The sequence below is a fragment of the Levilactobacillus andaensis genome (genome assembly GCF_016861695.1).
In the GTDB taxonomy this organism is placed as follows: Bacteria; Bacillota; Bacilli; order Lactobacillales; family Lactobacillaceae; genus Levilactobacillus; species Levilactobacillus andaensis.
In genome coordinates this window covers 260,797-281,497 of the sequence record NZ_BOLP01000004.1, presented here as the reverse complement: position 1 = coordinate 281,497, position 20,701 = coordinate 260,797, and the positions used below count along the sequence as shown (strand labels likewise).

The window sequence follows — 20,701 nt, the reverse complement described above, 5'->3', positions numbered from 1 at the left end:
CGTACACTTGAAATATACAACCGTATGAAAACGCTGTCAACCGGCAAACGTTATCTTCCGGTTAAAAGCATCTTATTTTTTGAAATTAAAGGTCAGAATGTTATTTGAAGGTAGTCCAAGGTGACGGGGAGCAGATAAATTGCTGTGTATAAGGATTCTTAAAGTAAAAAATATATCCGAATAACTATTTACAATTCCTTATTTATCAATATCTTTGTTCACATTTGCTAAAGTGTTCGGATGATTTTGTTCACTATTTGCTTTATCTGAATGCGCTTTCATTCTATACTAAGTACAGATAAATTTTGAAAGGAATGTTATACATAATGGCTGAAGTTAATCTAGAACACATCTACAAACAGTATGAAGGAGCAGATGATTACTCTGTTACTGATTTTAACCTTGACGTTAAGGATAAAGAATTTATGGTTTTCGTTGGGCCTTCTGGTTGTGGGAAGTCAACGACTTTACGGATGATTGCTGGCTTGGAAGATATTACCAAAGGAAAATTGGTTATTAATGGTAAAGTTGCTAACAACTTAGCACCTAAGGACCGGGACATTGCCATGGTCTTCCAAAACTACGCTTTGTATCCACACATGACTGTTTATGGAAACATGGCCTTTGGGTTGAAGATTCAAAAGAAGTCCAAGGAAGATATTGATAAGCGGGTCAAGCACGCCGCTGATATTCTTGGGTTAACTGAATACTTGGACCGGAAGCCAGCCGCCCTTTCTGGTGGGCAACGGCAACGGGTTGCCTTAGGTCGGGCGATTGTTCGTGATGCGCCAGTCTTCTTAATGGATGAACCATTATCTAACTTGGATGCTAAGTTGCGGATTTCGATGCGTGCTCAGATTGCTAAGTTGCATCAAGATTTGGGAACCACGACCATTTATGTTACTCATGATCAGACTGAAGCGATGACGATGGCCGACCGAATTGTTGTTATGCGTGATGGGAAGGTTCAACAGGTAGGGACACCTTCCGAAGTTTACGACAAACCAGTTAACGCCTTTGTTGCTGGGTTTATTGGTGCGCCTGCTATGAACTTCTTCAACGTGACGTTACATGATGGTGTAGTTACTGACGAAAAAGGCGAATTACACCTGAGTGTTCCAGAAGGCCGTTTGAAGAATTTGGTTAAGCATGGTTACGATGGCAAGCAATTAATTTTGGGTGTCCGTCCAGAAGATATTCATACTGAAAATGCCTTCTTGGAAGCCTTCCCTGAAAACGAAGTTGACGCAGAAATTATCGTTTCTGAATTACTTGGTGCTGACTCTCAATTGTACAGTAAGGTTGGGAACACTGAGTTTGTTTCGAAGGTTAACGCGCGTGACTTTGAAAAGCCAGGTGCTCACGTTAAGATGGGCTTTGACTTGAACAAGGCACATTACTTTGATAAAGATTCTGAAGTCTCTGTAGATTACATGGATTAGAGAGAGTACAAAAAGGATAGTGAGTCCCCGAAGAGGGGGCCACTATCCTTTTTTGGTAATTACTGAAAAGTTAAGAGGTAGCAGAAAAGCAAATCATCCATATTTTTCAGGTTGAATCCGGTTGTTTCCTGAAATTTTTTGATTCGGTATTGTAACGTGTTACGATGCAAAAACATCTTTTTGGCAGTGATACTAACGTTACCACCGTTTTGATAAAGGGTCGTAATGGTTTTCTTGGCATCCGGCATGTTGAATAATTCGGGGTTGCTTTTTAAAATCAGGGGATCTTGACTGAGTCGCATTTTAAAATAGTATTTTAGAATACTATTTGAAATGGAAAATAGCCGATCACTAGTATTTTGCTGTAGCTGAAACTTAAACAAGTTTCGTTCATTGGTAAAGAGCGACTCGATTGAATTATCGTCTTGCCAATATTGGCCGATATATATTTTGGAACTGCAGTAGAAATCGCTGTCTAGTGCCTGGCTAATTCCTAGAAAATTATCATTGTCATATATCTTAGAGCCAAGTCGTTCAACTGCAATGGCTTCGTGACTATTGATAAAGAACGTGTCTATAAAGGGCTGTTTGAACATGGTCTTGAAGGCATCTAGCCACTTGTCAACGGGAATGGAACTGTCATGGCTGACTAGATTGATTTGAATAATTCGAATACGCTGATTCTCCAAGTCTTGTGAGGATATTTTTTCACCTAAGAATAGTCGCCGAAACCAAACATGATCGTTGGCTGCCGTAGTGGGCGTTGCCTTATCCGTCATGAGCTGAAGAAGGGCAGTTTCGCGGGGGGTGAGTTGAGCGCGTGAAACAGTTAGCCATTGATCCTCAATTGGAATGCTCAGGTAGGCTGTATCTGGATTAGGCGTTGGTTGTAGGTGTGCGTCTGGGAAGATATTGATGATATCTTTAATTTCCACGTTAAAATTCATTCCCTTCAATACATTGGCGTTGGTTAAACTAAGCGATGTCAATTTTTAACGCCTCATGTAGGTGGTGATTAGAAGTCACATCATCCATTTAACTCTAATAGTAACGCAAAAGGTCCATGTTAACCTAATTGCTAGCGTTAATTTACATGGACCTATGGTTGCTTAAATTAATTTTCGGTGTTTACCTGTAACGTCACGACACTCATTGGTGGAATTTTAGCAGTTAATTGATGGGAATTATGAGTAGTAGCAGTGAAGGCTTCGGGGGCCACCGCGTCAGGGTGGTCAAAATCGTTATGTTGATCCATCTGGGTTCCCCGTAGCATTTCACCGGTTACTGTATGGATGACACTATCTATATCAATAGTAACGGTATCTGCCGCGGTTAAACCATAATTACAAAGCGAGATAAAGTAGCCATCTTGATTTTTAGAAACAGAAGCACTAGTTGTCTCTGCTAAATTATCAAGTGTGTCCATTGCTAAAGCGTCTTGATGTTTGAGAAACATTTTGAAGATGTAGTAAGTGGGCGTCTTGATCATCTTGGGTCCGTCTGTTAGTAACATGGCCTGGAGTACATTCACCATTTGTGCGATATTTGCCATTTGAACCCGGTCAACATGTTTCTGGAAAATATGCAATGTAATAGCGGCAATCATGGCATCACGAATCGTATTTTGTTGATAAAGAAATGCAGGATTTGTTCCCTTTTCAGTTTGGAGCCAAGATCCCCATTCATCGACGATTAAGCCGACCCGTTTTTCGGGATCATATTTATCCATAATGGTACTGTGTTTAGTAATGAGTTCATCCATCTTCTGGGCACTCTTAATCAATGAGAACCATTCATTTTCTGGAAAGTTCAATGCAGGACGTTTATCTTCCCAGGCAGAAGCTAAGGCGTAGTGATGTAGGCTAATACCATCCATATAAGGAGCAGCATTTTTCATCAGAACATCCATCCAACGATAGTCATCAACATTAGGCCCCGAAGCAATCTTGTAAAGGGGATGATCAGCGTCATAACTAGTAAGAAAGGTTTGGTATTGCCGGTAAAGATCGGCGTAGTATTCGGGACGCATGTTGCCACCGCCGCCCCAACTTTCATTACCGACACCAAAGAATTTGACATGCCAGGGCTCCTTGTGACCGTTAGCCGCTCGTAAGTCAGCCATTGGTGAAGTACCATTAAAGGTCATGTATTCAACCCATTCAGACATTTCCTGAACGGTGCCACTGCCAAGGTTACCGTTCACGTAAGCATCGGCACCTAATTGTTTGAGTAATTCAAAATACTCATGAGTCCCAAAATGGTTGTTTTCGACAACGCCCCCCCAGCTTGTATTGACGATTTTTTTACGTTTATTGGCTGGACCGATACCGTCGGCCCAATGGTAGGTGTCAGCGAAGCAACCGCCTGGCCAGCGTAAGACGGGAACTTTAATCGCCTTTAGAGCCTTTACAGCATCGGTGCGCAGACCGTTTGTGTTCGGAATTTCGGAGTTGGGTTCAACCCATAAGCCACCGTAGATACTTCGTCCAAGATGTTCGGAAAACTGACCATAAATATATTTACTGATTTTGCCACGTTGCCGTTGCTGGTTAATTGAGATATGAGACAAAATATAACCTCCTTAAGGAAAGTAAATGGGACTTAAAATAACGTTTTTATTCGGACAACATTTATATGCAAAACAATACATCTGAACAAATATTACTATATAAAACGCTTCCAAGCAAGGGACCGTCAATCAAAATCCCCAATTTAATGCGTCTAAGGATGAATATAGGCGCATTTCAGATGAATTTTCTGAATTCATTGATTATCGTCTCTAGTGGGAGCAGTTCGAACTTTGGACGAATTACTTATCATTTGCTCAATGAATTTGGGGACAAATGGTGGCATATCAAGGAAAATAGACATTTAGGAATAGAAGATAACCGATTCCTAATTTAGAGAAAAACGACTTAAGATGAAAAAGTATAAGTTTTTCGAACTTTTTTTAATGGGTCGATTTATTAGCTGAAACCAGCGTGATGAGTGGGATTAACCCGGTTATTAGTAAGTATATAAAGTGTTAAAAACCAAAATTGTTCCGTATAACTATTGAAATCGCTTACAATTTATGCTAAATTTGTACGTGGATAAGGCAAAGGAGTTAGTTAGAAAGTTTTGTACTTTCTAAACTCAGGAGTTGCTGGGGCTAACGAATTGCTGAATCGTTCGTTCATTGGACGTGCCACTGAAAGCGACAATGATCAATACCCAACGTTAATGCGCAGACGATGGGGAAATCGTGGGAGTTGAATGTGGTAACTTGTGAGAACATTAGCAATGAGGATGCTGGTAGTTCAATTGAGTTTTCGTTTAATGGCCATGACAGATTACAAGGGGGTCCTTCAATCGGAAATTACTGTTCAAGCAAAGTTCTAAATATGATAGGGGCATTGCGATAAAGTACAGTTATTATTCTTAAGTACATATGACGGATATGATGATCAATCAACATTTAGGGGTTAATGGATGATCGTGTTCGAGAGCGAAACCACTATCATATAAGGTATTGGAATTAACTACTAATCATAGAGGTGTAAATCATGAGACATGGCTTAATGAAAAAGCTTGGCGTTGTTGCTGCAATCGCAGCAGCAGGTGTCAGCTTGGCAGCATGTGGAAGCAGCAAGTCAAGTAGCAGTAGTTCTTCAAACAAGACTACAACTATTACTTTCTGGAACGGCTTCACATCAACTGACGGGGACGTTTTAAAGCAAATTGTTAAAGATTACAACAAGACTAACAAAGACCACGTTAAGGTCAAGATGGATATCATGACTTGGGATAACTTCAACCAGAAGTTACCAACTGGTATCACTGCTAAGAAAGCACCTGACTTTGTTGCTATGAACTATGGTGACATGGCTTCTTATGTTGCCAATGGCACGATGAAGGACATGGGTGACTTCTACAAGCAAAGCGGCGTTGACAAGTCTAACTTCGAAACCACTGCCCGGAACTTAGGGGTTATCAATGGAAAGACTTACTTCGTTCCTATGCAAGTACAAGGTATGTACCTCTACTGGAACAAGAAACTCTTTAAGAAGGCCGGCTTGAATCCTAATAACCCACCTAAGACTTGGGCTGAATTAGCAACTGATGCTAAGAAGATCTCTAAGTTAGGCAACAACACCCAAGGGTTTGCAATGCCTAAGGATGGTAGCGCTATCATGTACAACTTGTTACAAGATAACGGTGCTAAATTGTTGAATGGTAGCGAAAAGAAGTCCGCTTTGAACTCTGCAGCTACTAAGAAGAGCTTTGATTACTTACAACAATTAATTTACAAAGACGGCGTTGGTCCTAAGAACATTTCCGGTGCCGAAGCTGATAACTTAATGCTTGCTGGTTCTCTGGGTCTTTACATCAACGGTCCTTGGTTGAACTCCGGTTTGAAGAAGAACAACATCGACTACGGAATTAGCACTTTGGTACAAGCTAAGCAAGGTGACAAGAAGGCCATCTTGGATGGTGTTGGATTTGGTATTCCTACCAGCACTAGTGACAGCAAGACCAAGGCTATCTACTCATTCGTTAAGTACTGGAACACGACTAAGATTGGTAAGAAGTGGAGCCTTGAAAACAAGTGTGCACCATACCTGAAGTCTGTCGCTGCTAACAAGGATATCAAGAAGGATAAACTTGTTTCCACGATGTACAAGCAAATTGGGTATGCTAAGCCATACTACCCAGGTAACAAGAACATGAGTAACATCACGACTAACGTGATTAACCCATCTATCGAAAAAGTCTTGGCTGGGAGCAATACTACGAGTGTGATGAAGTCTGCATCTAAACAAGTTGATAGTACATTAAGTGGTAACTAAAGTAGTTAACTAGTTAATGTGAATCAGAAAAAAACAGATGTTAATTTCAATCTCGGTTGAAATTAACATCTGTTTTATAAAGGAGTCGAGTTAAATGGAAGAGATCGATACATCTGTTGGTAAAAAACGTTCCTTCTTCCGATTCTGGAACCAACCAAAGCATGCTGCCTACTTATTCATGGCACCATCCATCATCATCCTGCTATTCTTCATGGTGATTCCATTAATTGGGACGTTAGGACTTAGTTTTTTCAATATTAATATTTTCTTCACGGGTACTAAATTTGTTGGTCTAGATAACTTCATTCAGTTCTTCCATGATCAACGGGCGATTAATTCAATGTGGCATACGGTTTACTTCACATTGCTAGAAACGCCTACACAAGTTATTGTCGGGACGGTTGCCGCCGCCGCATTGTCGCGGACGACTCTGTTCAACCGTTTCTCTCGTTCTGTTTTCTACGTACCTGTTATTTGTTCATTAACCACTAGTGGGATTATCTTCTCAATGTTACTTGATCCTAACATTGGTTGGATTCCTTATGTTTTACACCAATTTGGCATGAACACCCCACAATTCTTCCGTGATGCAACATTAGCTATGCCATCAATTGCCGTTATGACGGTTTGGAAGAACTTTGGTGTGACGATGACGATCATGTTGACGGCCATTCAAGCTATTTCACCAAGTTTATATGAATCAGCTGAAATGGATGGGGCAAACAAGAAACAGCAATTCTTCCACGTTACGATTCCACAAATTATTCCATCATTAGGTTTCTGTGTGATGACGAACTTGATTGGGTCAATGCAAGTCTTTGACCAAATCTACGTTACTACTGCTGGTGGTCCTGAGTTCAAGACTGAATCAGCCGTTCAATACATTTATAGTCGTGGGTTCTCCGCACCATATCAATTGGGCTACGCTTCAGCCGTTGCGACAATTCTGTTTGTAATTATCGCCATTTTGTCAGTTTCCTCTAACCTCTACATGAGTCACAAGGAAAAGCAAATGAGATAGGCACCCAATTTTGACTATAAAGTCCTTTGTGGGCAATATTTGTTAGGATTACCCGTAAAGGGCGCGAAAGGAATGAATCTATATGGAAGCACGAACAGCTGATACGACTGAACTCGTTGATTCTACTAAAAAAAGTAACTATCATCGGAATAAAGTAATCAAGTCAATCATTTTCAAAGTTATCATGTCCTTATTGATTTTGATTGTTGTATTCCCATTCTTGTGGTTGCTATTGTCATCATTTAAATACGAAAAGGATATCATTACTTACCCACCACACATCTTTTCTGGGAAGTACACGTTCCAAAACTACATTAAGGTTTGGGATACGATTCCTCTGTTAGGTTATGTTAAGAACACCGTTATCTTTGCCGGAGCTACAATGTTGATCTCTCTGGTTTTAGACTCCATGACTGGTTATGCATTAGCTCGTATGGAATTCAAAGGGAAGACGGCTTTCTACTACTTCGTCATGGTTTCCATGATGATTCCATTCATGGTTTACATGATTCCTCTGTTTATCGAAATGAACAAGATGAACTTACTGGATACCTACACTGGTTTGATTGTTCCACGGGCAACTACTGCGTTCGGGATTTTCATGATGCGGTCTAACTTCGTTGGATTGCCACGTGACTTGGACGAAGCTGCTCGATTAGATGGTTTAAACGAATGGCGGATCTTTACGAAGATTATGTTGCCATTGTCTAAGCCAACACTGATGGCTTTAGCGGTCTTCACGTTAACCAACAACTGGAACGACTTGCTTTACCCATTGATTTTGACGACGACTTCAAGTATGCGGACGTTGCCTGCTGGGTTGGCACTGTTCACTGGTCAACATATCTCATTCTACGGTCCTGTTATGGCTGGTGCCGTTATTTCTATGTTGCCACTGTTTGTCATTTACATCTTTGCTCAGAAGTACTTCGTTCAAGGTTCAGCAATGTCAGGTATGAAGGAATAATTTTTACACAGTAGATAAGGGGGAACTCTAAGCATGTCACGGATCTTTAATAGCCGGCTGTACCTAGGCTTAATACCGCTAACAAATTATCTGATTCTTGGGGTATTTGCGACGATGGGTTTTGCGTCAGTTTTCTTCGCTTATCCAATCATTAGTGCATGTATCACCACGGCAATTCGGATTTATGGTCGGGGTAACGAAACGATTATGAGAAAGTTTTTTGAGGAGCTGAAACGTCATTTTTGGACGAAATTTGGGATTGGTTTGGTGACGTCAACACTAGCAATCCTGTTCTATTACGTTTACATGAAGGCGTTCACAAAAGTAATTGCGCCCATTCGAGTAAGTTTGGTTATTTCACTGTTTCTGTTTATCGCGGCAATGTTTTACATGGTTCTTGAAGAATACTCAATGCGTGATGACTTCCACTTTGGGCGTTTCTTTCAGAACGCGATGATTGATATCGTTATTGAATTACCGATGACGTTAGCATTTGCGGCTATTATGTTTGTGATGATCTTAGTAGCAATGGTTTTCCCAGTTACTGCGTTCTTCAGTTTGACGTTTTTAGACTTTATCTTTGCTTCTTTTTACCATAAGAAGTTAGAGACTAAACTTTCGAGGTTTTAATCTATATGGCAAAATTAAACTTATACAACGAACAACGATTTGATGTCCGACCACAGTTATTTGGTTCTTTTCTAGAACATATGGGAACGGTCATCTATACAGGGATTTATGAACCCAGTCATCCTTCAGCAACTCCTGAAGGGTTTCGGGGAGACGTACTAAAGCTCGTGCGCGCACTCGGTGTAAAAACACTACGCTATCCCGGCGGTAACTACACATCTAGTTATCACTGGGAAGATACAATTGGTGATCAGGTGACCCGACCGAAGCGGATGAATATCGCTTGGCAGTCGCTGGAGACCAATCAGTTTGGACTAGATGAATTCTTCCAATGGACTCAACAGGCCAACGTAGACAATCCAATTTTAACGGTCAACTTAGGGACTCGAGGTATCGATGATGCCCTTCATGAATTAGAGTATGTGAATGGTAAATACGATACTGATTGGGCTAATCTGAGACGACAGAATGGGCATGCGGAACCTTACGGTGTTAAGTATTGGTGCTTGGGAAATGAACTCGATGGTCCCTGGCAGGTTGCCAGAAAGACACCTGAAGAGTATGGGCTCCTTGCCAATGAGACGTCAAAGGCAATGAAGCTGATGGACCCAGATATTGAGACAATCTTGGTTGGGAGTTCAACCCCACGACTAGACACGTATCCTTCATGGGATCTTAAGGTTTTGATGGAAGCCTATGACAACGTTGACTATATTGCGATGCATAATTATATAGATCGTGATCAGTCGGAGAACCTTGATCAACAGGCTTTGCGTGACTCTGACGACCTGCCAACTTACTTGGCGCGGTCTCGTGAGTTTGATAAGCAAATTGATGAGGTGGCGACTATTGCTGATGCAGTTAAAGCGCTGAAGCATAGTGATAAGACAATGAAGATTTCATTTGATGAGTGGAATGTTCATCACTTCTCACAGAAGAAGCCACAGCCATGGGGAGAACATAATCCTGTCGACTGGTGCTACTTTGACTTAGCAGATACGTTGTTGTTTGGTTCCATGGCATTGGCGATTTTGAGACATGGTGATCGGGTCAAACTGTCATGTCAAGCATTACTGGTTAATACAATTCCGCTAATCTTAACGGATGAGGGCGGCAATGCGTGGGCCAACCCGACTTACTATGTTCTTCAGTCGATTTTGACAAACCTATCAGACACTTCAACAGTGGTAGCTTCTTCGTTAACGGATAGTCAAAACTATTCGACGAAACGTTATCAAGATGTTCCAGTGATTGACCAAGTGGTTATGGATACTGGCTCAGCGTATGTGGTGTTTGCGGTTAACCGTGGTGAAAAGGCACAAACCATTTCGATGGCTTTGCCAGCTACAATTAAGAGTGGGCACATGGAACATATAGTAGGTGAATTAGGTGATAAGAATACACGTGAACATCCAGAAACGCTAACTTTACAACCATGCGATGATCTGACCGTTAAGGTTGGTAGCAAGGCACAAACGGCAACGTTATCGGGGTACTCATGGAGCGTCTTAACCTTCGATTACTAAAGAGTTCTTTGGCAGGTCACTTAACGGCATGCAAGAACACAATTGAAAAACTTTAGGGATCTAGTTCACTTGTGAATTAGGTCTCTTTTGTTTTCAGTTAGGTCATATGAATCATGCAAAATGAACCGCAATAAGATAAGTATAGAGGCCTAAGTGCAGAATGGATCTTGGCTAATAGGGTAGCGACCTATTAGCTAGGCACTCATAATTGAAAGCGGTACCATTTGCTACTAGCAGCCGGTTATTAATGAATAGGGGTAATGGTGAGGTGTAATATGGAAAATAAATATCAAAAGGTTAAGGACGGGCTCAAACAGGATATTATTTCGGGAAAATTTCAAGTGGATGAGAAGCTACCAACTGAATCAGAACTGATGGAACGGTATAAGGTGAGTCGGTATACCGTTCGTCGAGCTGTTGGCGATTTAGAAAGTGATCATTTCATTTATCGCATTCAAGGCGGTGGGATGTTTGTTCAGGATTGGCATAAAGATTGGTCATCTCCCGATACGAAGCTGATTGGTGTAGTCACCACGCATATTGCTGACTATATTTTTCCAAATATTATTGCTGGAATTGATCAAGTTCTCTCTAAGGCGGGTTACTCTATTTTAATTAGTAATACTCACGATGATCATGCTAGCGAGCGCCAGTGTTTAATTAGTATGTTGGATAGTCGGGTGGCCGGGTTGATCGTTGAGCCAACGCAAAGTGCATTGCCGAATCCTAATCAGGATCTTTACCATGAGATTAAGGACGATGAGTTGCCGATGCTCTTCATTAATTCGTATTATCCAAGTATGGATTTTCCATATGTTAATATGAATGATACGTTAGCTGAACAAAAAATGGTGGACTACTTATTGGCACAGGGCCATCAGAGTATTCTTGGCATTTTTCAGGTGGACGATTTACAAGGTGTGGACCGAATGAATGGTTTTGTTCGCGCTTATCAGCAACGGCCAGAGCTGTCATACATGAGTAATATTATTATGTATCAGTCCGGCGACACATCTCAGAAATTATTCGAGCGAATTTCAAGTTATCTTAATCAAGACGATGCACCGACTGCCATTGCTTGTTATAATGATCAGCTAGCCATTGAAGTTATTGATTTCTTGAAATCACAACACCTGCAAGTTCCAACGGATATCTCGGTAGTTGGGTTCGATAATTATCGGATGGGCGAGTACTTAACGCCTAGCTTGACGACCTTGAACCACGAGAAAGAGCGGATGGGAACGGATGCTGGTAATATGCTGCTTAAGCTACTTAATCATGAGCCGGTTAAGTCGATTACATATCAACCAGAACTTGTTAAGCGATTGTCAGTTATTCAACGCTAGTGTATACATAGTAAGAAGTGGTAGAACAAGGCTGACTCTTTGGGCTTGGCTTGACCATTCCTTTTTATTAAGGATAAGGTGGTTAATCAAATTTAAGGAAAATAGTTATCAATTTTTGAATGAACGGATGTTGTAATGCCTGTATTTTGACAGAAACTAGTTTATATAATCAATTGAGAAGATGGTCATATTCAAGGGAAAGATGATTCGGTCTTTAAGAAAGTTATCCGGCTGACAATCGGTGTGAGAAGGTTACTTATTTAATTTAACGAACCTGGATTGGAATTAATTATATAATAAATTTATTTATTTCTAGAATTTATTTGTAAACGTTCCCAAAAACCGGTAGAATTAGGTCATCGGTGAGGTGCAATATGGAAAATAAATATCAAAAAGTCAAAGATGGCTTAAAAGAAGATATCATATCTGGTAAGTACCAGGTCAATGAAAAATTACCAACGGAATCAGAACTCATGAAGCAATACTCTGTCAGCCGCTACACGGTGCGCCGTGCGGTGGGGGACCTTGAGAGTGACCACTTTATTTACCGGATTCAGGGTGGGGGGATGTTCGTTCAGGATTGGCATAAGGATTGGTCGACACCGGCCGATACCAAGCTGATTGGGGTCATTACGACCCACATCGCGGACTACATTTTCCCCAACATCATTTCCGGAATCGACCAGGTGCTCTCACAGGCAGGCTACTCCATTCTCCTGAGTAACACGCATAACAACCATGACAAGGAACGCAAGAGCCTGATCAGCATGTTAGACAGCAAGGTTGCCGGCTTGATCATTGAACCCACGCAAAGTGCCCTGCCTAATCCCAACCAGGACCTTTATCAGGAAATCAAGGATGATGAGTTACCAACGCTATTCATCAACGCCCACTACCCATCGCTTGATTTCCCTTATGTGGATACCAACGATCTGACCGCGGAACAAGAAATGGTGGACTACCTCTTCGGCCTCGGTCATCAGAGTATTCTGGGAATTTTCCAAGTCGATGATATCCAAGGCGTTGACCGGATGAACGGGTTTGTCCGGGCCTATCAACAGCGCCCAGAACTGTCCTACATGAGCAATATCATCATGTATCAGTCTGGTGAAGAGTCTGGCAAATTATTTGAACGCATCGCCAATTACTTGAAGCAGACCGATGCGCCAACTGCCATTGCTTGCTACAACGACCAATTGGCCATCGAAGTCATCGACTTCCTCAAATCACAGAATTTGCGTGTCCCAGAAGACATCTCGGTCGTCGGTTTCGATAACTACAAGATGGGCGAATACTTCACGCCAAGCCTGACCACGTTGAATCACGAGAAGGAACGCATGGGGGCGGATGCCGCGAACCTGCTGATCAAGATGCTCAATCACGAGAGCATCCAGCCAATCACGTACCAAACGTCCATTGTGGAACGAAACTCAGCGATTCAGTTGAAAAAATAAAACAAACAGGAGCAGAACTAGCTGAAATGCTAATTCTGCTCCTGTTTGTTTTATAAGCTAGGTGATGATTGAAGCTATTTCTTGCCTAGTCAGTCGCACTTTCCTTGGCTTGCGCATGACGTTCAGCCAAGTCTTCGGTAACAACTGGTTCGTGGTTTTCCCACTTGCGGTAGAAGATCATGATAATCAGACTGATCGCATAAATAATAACTGGAATCCAGATGAAGGTGAAGCTGATGGAGTTTAAGCTACCGGCGGATTGGGTTGCCTTGGCAGCGGTAAAGCCAAAGGCCGCCATGATCTTAGCAGCGATGAAAGAACCGAGACCAGCCCCCATTTGAATACAGAAGGACGCCCCCATCGCGGTCAACAGCCCGTTAGCCCGAATACCACTCTTCCATTCACCAAAGTCAACGGTATCCCCAACCATGGCGAAGAACATGGTGCAGGCGGACCCGGAACCGATACATGCTAGAATCCAACCAATCAAAGCAGAGGTGACGTTGCCGCCAGCTAAGCCCATCCAGATTTGGCCGACCATGGTCAAGGCGAGCATGAAGACGGTCGTGCCCCATTTGTGCATAAATTTAACGAAGAATGGAACGGAGGCCATCCCGATGATTTGAATGATCGAGAAGCCGTTGAAGAATGAAATCAAGGCCTTGTTGTCCAGGTTGTACTGGAAGTAGTAAGGCAAGGCAGCGTTTCTGGCAGAATAGGCCGTCCAGTAGATCAGGTTAGCCGCCACGATTAACATCCATGGCCAGTTCCCCTTAGTTGCCTTGAAACTTTCCTTAATGGTAATGATCTCGTCGTTTTCAATGTTCTTTTCGCGCATGTCCAAGAACCCAATCATCAGTAAGATGAAGGCGATAACGGCGTAGATCCCAACGGCAATGGACCAGCCGCGTTGGTCGTTACCTTTGCCGACAGCACTTGCCAATGGCATGATGAAGGTAACGGCGAAGAAGTTCCCAACGTTCCCTAAGACCAACCGAATCGAGTTGGCTGACATCCGGTCGTCAGAGTTAGACGTCAAGTTAGGCAAAACAGACGTGATGGGGGTCGACATTGCCGTGTAGGCCAATTCGGCCAGAATGTACATCCCACCAGCGTAGACGATTTTAGCCGTGCCACTCAGGGCTGGCGTGGTAAACAGTAACCAGATGAAGATACTAAATGGTAAGGCCATCCACAAGAACCAAGGCCGACTCTTCCCATATTTACTGTGGGTGTGGTCGACTAAGACCCCCATGACTGGCGCACCGATGGCGTCGATGACCCGTCCCAGTAAGAGCAGGGAACCCGCAGTCCCCACACCCAAACCGAAGACATTGGTGAAGAAGTACAGCATGTAAGATCCGACGATACAGTAGAGCAAGTTCCCCGCCATATCCGTAAAGCCATAAGTTACTTTCCGGTGAAAGGGTAACCGGTCATTCTTTAGTAGCGCTTGCGCTGCCGCAACGTTATGGTCCGATTGTTGTGCATTAGAACTCATAACAAACTCCTCGCTTTCTATAATGTTTCTTTTTGTAATTGATGAAGGATAATTAAAATGGTCGCACTCCGGCTGCCAGAGATTCCGCCAGCTGTGGGGACGCTTCAGCCTGTGAAGCGGGCTTCTCGCTCGATTTGAAGCACCCGCGTGTCTTCAAAATCGCCCATGGCCTAAGCTAGCAAGAAACGCTAGCTAACGCCATTTGCACGGCAGGCTCCATTTCTGGCCTCCTCCGGCTCAGATTGAACTTTCACATGACAACTGTTGAGACATAGATGGACTATATTTCAAATCAAGTGGCTAGTCGTTCCTAATGGGGATAGTGCATGATTGCCATAGGAGTCTTGGCGTAGACTGTTAGCTCAGAAAATTTTGTTTTAACTATTATGGTGTATCAGTTGCTAAAGTAAACAAAGCACTGAACGGCCTATAATCGTTGTCACTATCAAATTTTCCCCACAGCAGGCGGAATCCCTGACAGCCGTAGTGCGAGCCAGTTCACATCACTTATCCTTACTTATTCCGTTGCTTGCTGTCGTGGGACAGACTGATGTAGGTCAACAGAAGAATCACGCCCGCGCCGGCAATGGTCCATAGGTTGTTTTCGATATGGTGGTCGGCAACCTGCCATGCCAGATAGATTAAAATTAATTGTAGAATCCACGAGATCAGGGACTGACCCGCAAACATTTTAGTCATAAACTTCAACGCTCTCGCCTCCATTAACTGATGTGCTGAACACCCACGAGAGATGGGCAACAGAATTTTTTCTTTAACTTGGTTATGTACCTTCACCAGCATTTTTAGTCGGCGAAGGTCGTTAATCATTGAACCTAATTTAGGCGTTTTCCTTGTTTAACCAAACACGCATCTGACCGTCTGCCCGGTTCGCCCAAGCGTAGTAGGGAACCAGCGTCAGGTCGGTTGGCTGCCAAGTCGTTGGTTGGTAATCAGCGTACAGGTCGGTCGTTGCGGGTGTTTTCCGGACGGCGGCCTTGGCAGTGATTTCACCAACGCCATTCAGCAAGTCAGCGTCAAAGTGGTAGGTCAAGTCGGCATCGGCGGCCACCCGGTAGTTCCAGAGGTCAGCCGAATTGTCGGCTTGTTCTGCACAGTAGACCATTGGCCCACGTTGGATGGCAACCTTGCCGGCGTCACTTGAGACGGCTGGGTTAGTCTGAAGTTCGCGAATGCTGAAGTCCAAGGTCAATTCAACGGTCAGGTCACCAGTGATGTCGAGGTAAATGAAGCCATTTTGAACGGGACGGGTCTGTTCGGCGCCATCGACGACCAGCGTGAAGTTAGAACGAGACCAACTTGGAATCCGGATGCCCAGCTTCGTTTGGACACCGTTCGGGTTCTTGACCGCGTAGTGGACGTGATTGTCCCACGGAAAGTTGCTGGTTTGGTCGATTTCTAAGCCTTGATCAAACTTGGCCTGGTTGGCAATGAATTGATGGGACAGAATAGCGTCATCAGTGACTGTGTAAACGTATTGGTCAATGGATGAGACTAAGCGCGCGATGTTACTTGGACAGCAGGCACAGCCAAACCAGTCTTGACGCCGGCTCATGATGTGAGCCTTGGACGGGTTCTGCTGGAATTTCGGGTCGGCCGTGAGTGGGTTTACGTAGAAGAAGTGCTTCCCATCTAAGGAGATTCCACTCAAGGCGCCATTAAATAATTCCTTTTCGATGATGTCGCCAAATTCACCCTTGGCCTCGTTTTGCAGCATCTGCTTGGCAAAGAAGGTCAGACCAACTGAGGCACAAGTTTCGGCGTACATCGTTTCGTTGGGCAGGTCATAGTCGTAGGTGAAGGCTTCGCCGACGTTGGTCGAGCCAATCCCGCCGGTCACGTACATCCGCCGGTGAACGATGCTGTCCCACAGACGGTCACAAGCGGCTTGCAGGTCCTTGTCGCCGGTCAGCCGGGCGACGTGGGCCATCCCCGTGCAGAGGTAAACGACCCGTACGGCATGACCCTTAGCGTCCTTTTGGGTCAGCAGGGGTTGGTCGACTTGGTAGTAACTGTGGGTCACACCGTGCATTCCGGGGATGATGTCATTGTCGAAACCATCGGCTTCCAGTTGCCGGTCGTAAAAATCGGGGTCGACACCGCGGTTGACCAAGAAGTAGTGGGCCAAGTCGAGGTAGCGTTGCTCGTGGGTGACTTCAAACAGCTTTGAGAGGGCCAATTCGATTTCAGGATGACCATCGGCGGCGTGTAGCTTGCCATCTTGCGGACCGAAGTTAGCGTCGATGCAGTCGGCCATCTTGAGGGCAATCGTCAAGGCCTTTTCGTTGCCGGTCGCTTGATGGTAGGCGACGCCGGCTTCAATGTAGTGGCCCATGGTGTAGAGCTCGTGGCTTTGTTGTAACCGCTTAAATTTTCGTTCGGGTGCGTCGATCTGGAAGAAAGTTGACAGGTAACCGTCGTCTTCTTGCGCGTCGGCAATCAGGTCGATCAGGTTGTCGGTGACCGTCTTCAAGTCCGGATTGGCTTGGTAGCTAAAGGAATAGGCGGCAGCTTCCAACCACTTGTAGACATCGGTGTCTTGGAAGGGGAAGCCGAAATGGTGGCCCTTCATCTGACCGGCGGCGATTTTAAGGTTGGCAACGGCGTGACTGTTCTTGGAGTCTGGGTTGTCGCCCCCTTTTTCGTCGGCAATGTTGATGTCGGCCTCGTCATTCATCACAGCCCATTGGTAGGGGAGCACTTCCTTAACGATGAGTTGCCGATACTTGTTCCAGAAGTCGGACGTGATGGTCACCTTAGGGGTGGCGGTCGTCAATGTTGATTCAGTCAAAATAAGATCTCCTTTCATGTGGTCGCATTATAGATTGAAATGTGCGGGTCGGATGTTATCTACGGTGTCGAGAAGCTAACTAGTATGTAGTGCCACCGCAGCGAAGGGCTATGCTTCTTTGGCCGAGAAGGATAGCCTGGTTTAAGGAACACCCGGCAAAAGGATAAGGAACCTAACCACCTATGATATAATAAGAGCAGAAATGTCGTGGTCGGTTTACAAAACCTCACTTTTCAAAATATAATAATTTGTCTGAACAACTATCATTGTAAACGGTAACAATTTTAAAAAAAGCCACTGACCTGTGAAAAAAGTGGCAATTTCCGGACACGAGGTGAGACGATGAAGTTAATGCAGTTAAAGTTGTCGCAACCGCTCTGGTTTTATAAGGCTGGTGAGTTCAGTGCTGACGCGGGTTGGCGGCATAAAGATATGTATCACGAGCACGATTTTGAAGTCATTTTCTGCCTGAAGGGCCACTTTGACGTCACGATTAACGGGCAGCCATGTCGGATTCGGGCCAACGATTGCTGGGTATTGCCACCCGACACCCGCATTGCGGGGACGAAAGACACCACTGGTTCCGTCGATTTCTTTTGGCTCCATTTCTTCGCGGAGTGGGATTGGGTCGACTTTTCCCATCAGCAGTTGCAGGTGATGACGCAACAGCAGGCGGCCCATGAACCGGCGCATGACTTGAATTGCTTGGTCAACTTGCCACGCCACTTTCCCGTGACCAATCCGCAAGAACTGATCTTGATGTTCAATCAGCTGCTAGATTACACGAATCGCTATCACTATACGGATTACGGCAATCATCTCATGACGCAGTTGGCCCTGATTTCGGTGGGGGATGCCTACTTACAGAATTTGGTGGCCACGGCTGGCGGCATCGATGCGAAGACCACCCGCGTCGTTGAGTGGATTCGAGCGAACCTGTCCAGTGAGCTGACGGTCGCCGTGATTGCCCATCACTTTGACATGAGTCCCGACTATCTGACCAAGTTATTCAAACGGGAGCAGGGGAAAAACCTACGCGGCTACTTAGTTGATATAAAAATTGAGGTCGCCAAGCTATTATTAGTGCGGACGAATTTGCCCATCAATCAGGTGGCGACCGCCGCTTATTTTCACGACGACAAGAACTTTATGAAGCTTTTCAAGAAGAAGGTCAACATGACTGCGGGCCAGTATCGGAACAGTTATGGCAACACTCACTTAAATAATCCGGCTATTGATCCGAGCATTCCGATTCCACAAGACATCAGTGCTTTATTGGATCGTGAGGAAAATGAAAACAGTGTGAAATAAGTTCAGTGTGTTAAAAATTATAAACACGGTGTTGTCTATCGAATTGGCAATACCGTGTTTTTGATTTAAATTGGTAATAAATAAAGGCGACCATTAAAGCGCTCAGGCGTCATAGCTGTTAGAAATTTGCATTATTTTGTAACCGGTTACGGCTATGTGACACGCCAGGAGGGGTTAACGACTCGTTTTTATAAATTCACTTCAAGGAGGAACTTATTGTGAAAAGCCAAGTCGCAACTGCTGTTAAATCAGATGCTAAAGTGCCATTCCACAGAATGTTAGCGTTTGCCAGTACCGATGCCGCGGGGAACTTGCTCTACACGACGGTCACGACCTTCATCCTTTATTACTATACGGATGTGTTCGGATTATCCGTTGCCGCTGCCGGGACTGTTTTACTGGCGGCCCGGATTTTGGACGCCTTCGATGCGCCGGTCTGGGGCTTCATCATTGACCACACCCATACGCGGTGGGGCCAAAGTCGGCCGTACTTCTTATGGATGGCGTTCCCGTTTGCCATCTTCTTCGTGCTGATGTTCTTAACACCGAACCTGAGTGCCACCGGGAAATTCTGGTGGGCCATGATTACCTACCTGCTCTTCGGGATTTCCTACACCGGGGTCGGGACACCAATCAGTTCGATCCTACCAAACTTGAGTAATGATTCCGATGAACGGATCAAGTTAAACAGTGTTCGGATGATCGGTGGGAACATTGGGTTCTTAATTACCGCAACCTTTACGTTGAGCTTCGTGGCCTTCTTTGGTGGCGGCAATGACGTCGCTGGTTGGCGGAACACGGCTATCGTCTTAGCCGTTGCTGGTTTTGCTCTGCTGATGTTTGCCTTCTTCGACACTCGCGAAGTGAACACCGCGACGCAGAAGTCCATTCCAATCATGGACAGTATCCGGGCCGCTAAGAGTAACTGGCCTTGGTTCATCTTGGTTGTTGCCTTTATCTTCTACTGGTTAGGGAACTCTTCACGGACTTCCGTACTGGTTTACTACACGCAATACAACCTGGGCGTTAAAGGGTTTGCGTCCGTATTGAACGCCTTAGTCATGTTCCAAATGGTCGGGATGGTCTTGATCCCATTCCTGGTTAAGAAATTTAGTAAGACTCACGTGTTGATGTTTGGTCTGTGTTTAGCAGCCTTTGGTCAAATCATGATCTTCTTCACCGGCAAGTCCTTGATTGCTTTGGGGGTTGCTTGGAGTATTGCTTCCGTTGGGACTGGGATTTCCGTTTCCATGCCATTCGCCATGTTATCCGACACGGTTGATTACGGGGAATGGAAGAACGGTATCCGGGCCAGTGGGTTCTTGACTGCCATTGGGAGTTCATTTGCCATCAAGATGGGTTCTGGCCTGGGTGGCTGGGCACCATCGATGATCATGGCTAACGCTGGTTACAAGGCTGGTGCCACCCAAACGGCAGCTTCCTTGGGCGCGATCAAGTTCTGTATCAGTTTCTTACCGGCCATCTTCTTCGTTATCGGTGCCGCAATCATGATCTTCTACATGCGTTACGAAAAGCAAGAAACCGGTATCCGTGCCACCTTAGCCGAAAAACGTGGCGAATTAGCTGAAGACTAGACTAGTCGTGGTCACCTGCGGCTGCCAGGGATTCCGCCTGCTATGGGGTCGCTTCAGCCAAAGAACGGGCTTCCGCTCGACTTGAAGCCGCCAAAAGCAGGCGTCTCCAAGGTCGACCCATGGTGTAAGCTGTCAAAAGACGCCAGCTAACGCCATCGACACAGCTGGCTACATCCCTGGCCTCCTCCGGTTATGCGACATAGAGTTTTCGCAATGCCACGTGGGAGTTTAGGTGTCCAGCTGTAGACAGCCAGCTAATTATCACGTGGT

At 44.7% G+C, this 20,701-nt stretch carries 15 protein-coding genes; 10 read left to right on the top strand and 5 right to left on the bottom strand.

What is annotated here, in order from left to right:
- Window positions 1-326: 326 nt before the first annotated feature.
- Complete coding sequence (locus JUF10_RS03880; RefSeq protein WP_203640900.1) at window positions 327-1,442, top strand: ABC transporter ATP-binding protein; 1,116 nt, start codon at window positions 327-329, stop codon at window positions 1,440-1,442.
- Between the two features lie 59 nt (window positions 1,443-1,501).
- Here JUF10_RS03880 and JUF10_RS03875 read toward each other — a convergent pair whose 3' ends face one another.
- Window positions 1,502-2,377, bottom strand: a complete 876-nt coding sequence (locus JUF10_RS03875; protein WP_203640899.1) for a helix-turn-helix domain-containing protein — start codon at window positions 2,375-2,377, stop codon at window positions 1,502-1,504.
- 179 nt (window positions 2,378-2,556) lie between these two features.
- Window positions 2,557-4,011 carry an alpha-N-arabinofuranosidase gene (locus JUF10_RS03870; RefSeq protein WP_203640898.1) on the bottom strand — a complete coding sequence of 485 codons (1,455 nt, stop codon included), beginning with the start codon at window positions 4,009-4,011 and terminating at the stop codon, window positions 2,557-2,559.
- A gap of 976 nt (window positions 4,012-4,987) precedes the next feature.
- On the opposite strand from JUF10_RS03870, the gene JUF10_RS03865 reads away from it, so the two are divergent.
- From JUF10_RS03865 to JUF10_RS03835, 7 genes are all read left to right on the top strand, one after another.
- The gene (locus tag JUF10_RS03865) at window positions 4,988-6,271 is read left to right on the top strand and encodes an ABC transporter substrate-binding protein (RefSeq protein ID WP_203640897.1); all 1,284 of its coding nucleotides are present in this window, start codon (window positions 4,988-4,990) and stop codon (window positions 6,269-6,271) included.
- Window positions 6,272-6,365: 94 nt separating this feature from the next.
- Window positions 6,366-7,292: a carbohydrate ABC transporter permease gene (locus JUF10_RS03860; protein ID WP_203640896.1), complete on the top strand. Its 927-nt coding sequence runs from the start codon at window positions 6,366-6,368 to the stop codon at window positions 7,290-7,292.
- 82 nt (window positions 7,293-7,374) lie between these two features.
- Complete coding sequence (locus JUF10_RS03855; protein WP_203640895.1) at window positions 7,375-8,259, top strand: carbohydrate ABC transporter permease; 885 nt, start codon at window positions 7,375-7,377, stop codon at window positions 8,257-8,259.
- 33 nt (window positions 8,260-8,292) lie between these two features.
- On the top strand, window positions 8,293-8,889 hold the full coding sequence (locus JUF10_RS03850) for a hypothetical protein (protein ID WP_203640894.1): 597 nt from the start codon (window positions 8,293-8,295) through the stop codon (window positions 8,887-8,889).
- Window positions 8,890-8,894: 5 nt separating this feature from the next.
- Complete coding sequence (locus JUF10_RS03845) at window positions 8,895-10,415, top strand: alpha-L-arabinofuranosidase family protein (protein WP_203640893.1); 1,521 nt, start codon at window positions 8,895-8,897, stop codon at window positions 10,413-10,415.
- A 275-nt stretch (window positions 10,416-10,690) separates the two neighbouring features.
- Window positions 10,691-11,761, top strand: a complete 1,071-nt coding sequence (locus JUF10_RS03840) for a GntR family transcriptional regulator (RefSeq protein WP_203640892.1) — start codon at window positions 10,691-10,693, stop codon at window positions 11,759-11,761.
- A 374-nt stretch (window positions 11,762-12,135) separates the two neighbouring features.
- A complete protein-coding gene (locus tag JUF10_RS03835) occupies window positions 12,136-13,215 on the top strand; it encodes a GntR family transcriptional regulator (protein WP_203640891.1) in 1,080 nt (359 codons plus the stop codon).
- An 85-nt stretch (window positions 13,216-13,300) separates the two neighbouring features.
- On the opposite strand, the gene JUF10_RS03830 is transcribed toward JUF10_RS03835, so the two are convergent.
- From JUF10_RS03830 to JUF10_RS03820, 3 genes are all read right to left on the bottom strand, one after another.
- Window positions 13,301-14,716, bottom strand: a complete 1,416-nt coding sequence (locus JUF10_RS03830; protein ID WP_203640890.1) for an MFS transporter — start codon at window positions 14,714-14,716, stop codon at window positions 13,301-13,303.
- Between the two features lie 513 nt (window positions 14,717-15,229).
- Complete coding sequence (locus JUF10_RS03825) at window positions 15,230-15,424, bottom strand: hypothetical protein (protein WP_203640889.1); 195 nt, start codon at window positions 15,422-15,424, stop codon at window positions 15,230-15,232.
- 130 nt (window positions 15,425-15,554) lie between these two features.
- A complete protein-coding gene (locus JUF10_RS03820) occupies window positions 15,555-17,525 on the bottom strand; it encodes a glycoside hydrolase family 127 protein (protein ID WP_236008150.1) in 1,971 nt (656 codons plus the stop codon).
- A 342-nt stretch (window positions 17,526-17,867) separates the two neighbouring features.
- On the opposite strand from JUF10_RS03820, the gene JUF10_RS03815 reads away from it, so the two are divergent.
- Both JUF10_RS03815 and JUF10_RS03810 read left to right on the top strand, forming a co-directional pair.
- Window positions 17,868-18,836, top strand: coding sequence for an AraC family transcriptional regulator (locus JUF10_RS03815; protein ID WP_203640887.1), 969 nt, complete (start codon window positions 17,868-17,870; stop codon window positions 18,834-18,836).
- A 275-nt stretch (window positions 18,837-19,111) separates the two neighbouring features.
- Window positions 19,112-20,431 (top strand): glycoside-pentoside-hexuronide (GPH):cation symporter, encoded by a 1,320-nt coding sequence (locus JUF10_RS03810; RefSeq protein WP_203641088.1) that lies wholly within the window; start codon window positions 19,112-19,114, stop codon window positions 20,429-20,431.
- Window positions 20,432-20,701 lie beyond the last annotated feature (270 nt).

Excerpts from the sequence above, each read along its gene's own strand:
- JUF10_RS03880 (WP_203640900.1), top strand. The coding sequence starts at position 327 with ATGGCTGAAGTTAATCTAGAACACATCTACAAACAGTATGAAGGAGCA.
- JUF10_RS03865 (WP_203640897.1), top strand. The coding sequence starts at position 4,988 with ATGAGACATGGCTTAATGAAAAAGCTTGGCGTTGTTGCTGCAATCGCA.
- JUF10_RS03860 (WP_203640896.1), top strand. The coding sequence starts at position 6,366 with ATGGAAGAGATCGATACATCTGTTGGTAAAAAACGTTCCTTCTTCCGA.
- JUF10_RS03855 (WP_203640895.1), top strand. The coding sequence starts at position 7,375 with ATGGAAGCACGAACAGCTGATACGACTGAACTCGTTGATTCTACTAAA.
- JUF10_RS03850 (WP_203640894.1), top strand. The coding sequence starts at position 8,293 with ATGTCACGGATCTTTAATAGCCGGCTGTACCTAGGCTTAATACCGCTA.
- JUF10_RS03845 (WP_203640893.1), top strand. The coding sequence starts at position 8,895 with ATGGCAAAATTAAACTTATACAACGAACAACGATTTGATGTCCGACCA.
- JUF10_RS03840 (WP_203640892.1), top strand. The coding sequence starts at position 10,691 with ATGGAAAATAAATATCAAAAGGTTAAGGACGGGCTCAAACAGGATATT.
- JUF10_RS03835 (WP_203640891.1), top strand. The coding sequence starts at position 12,136 with ATGGAAAATAAATATCAAAAAGTCAAAGATGGCTTAAAAGAAGATATC.
- JUF10_RS03830 (WP_203640890.1), bottom strand. The coding sequence starts at position 14,716 with ATGAGTTCTAATGCACAACAATCGGACCATAACGTTGCGGCAGCGCAA.
- JUF10_RS03815 (WP_203640887.1), top strand. The coding sequence starts at position 17,868 with ATGAAGTTAATGCAGTTAAAGTTGTCGCAACCGCTCTGGTTTTATAAG.
- JUF10_RS03810 (WP_203641088.1), top strand. The coding sequence starts at position 19,112 with ATGTTAGCGTTTGCCAGTACCGATGCCGCGGGGAACTTGCTCTACACG.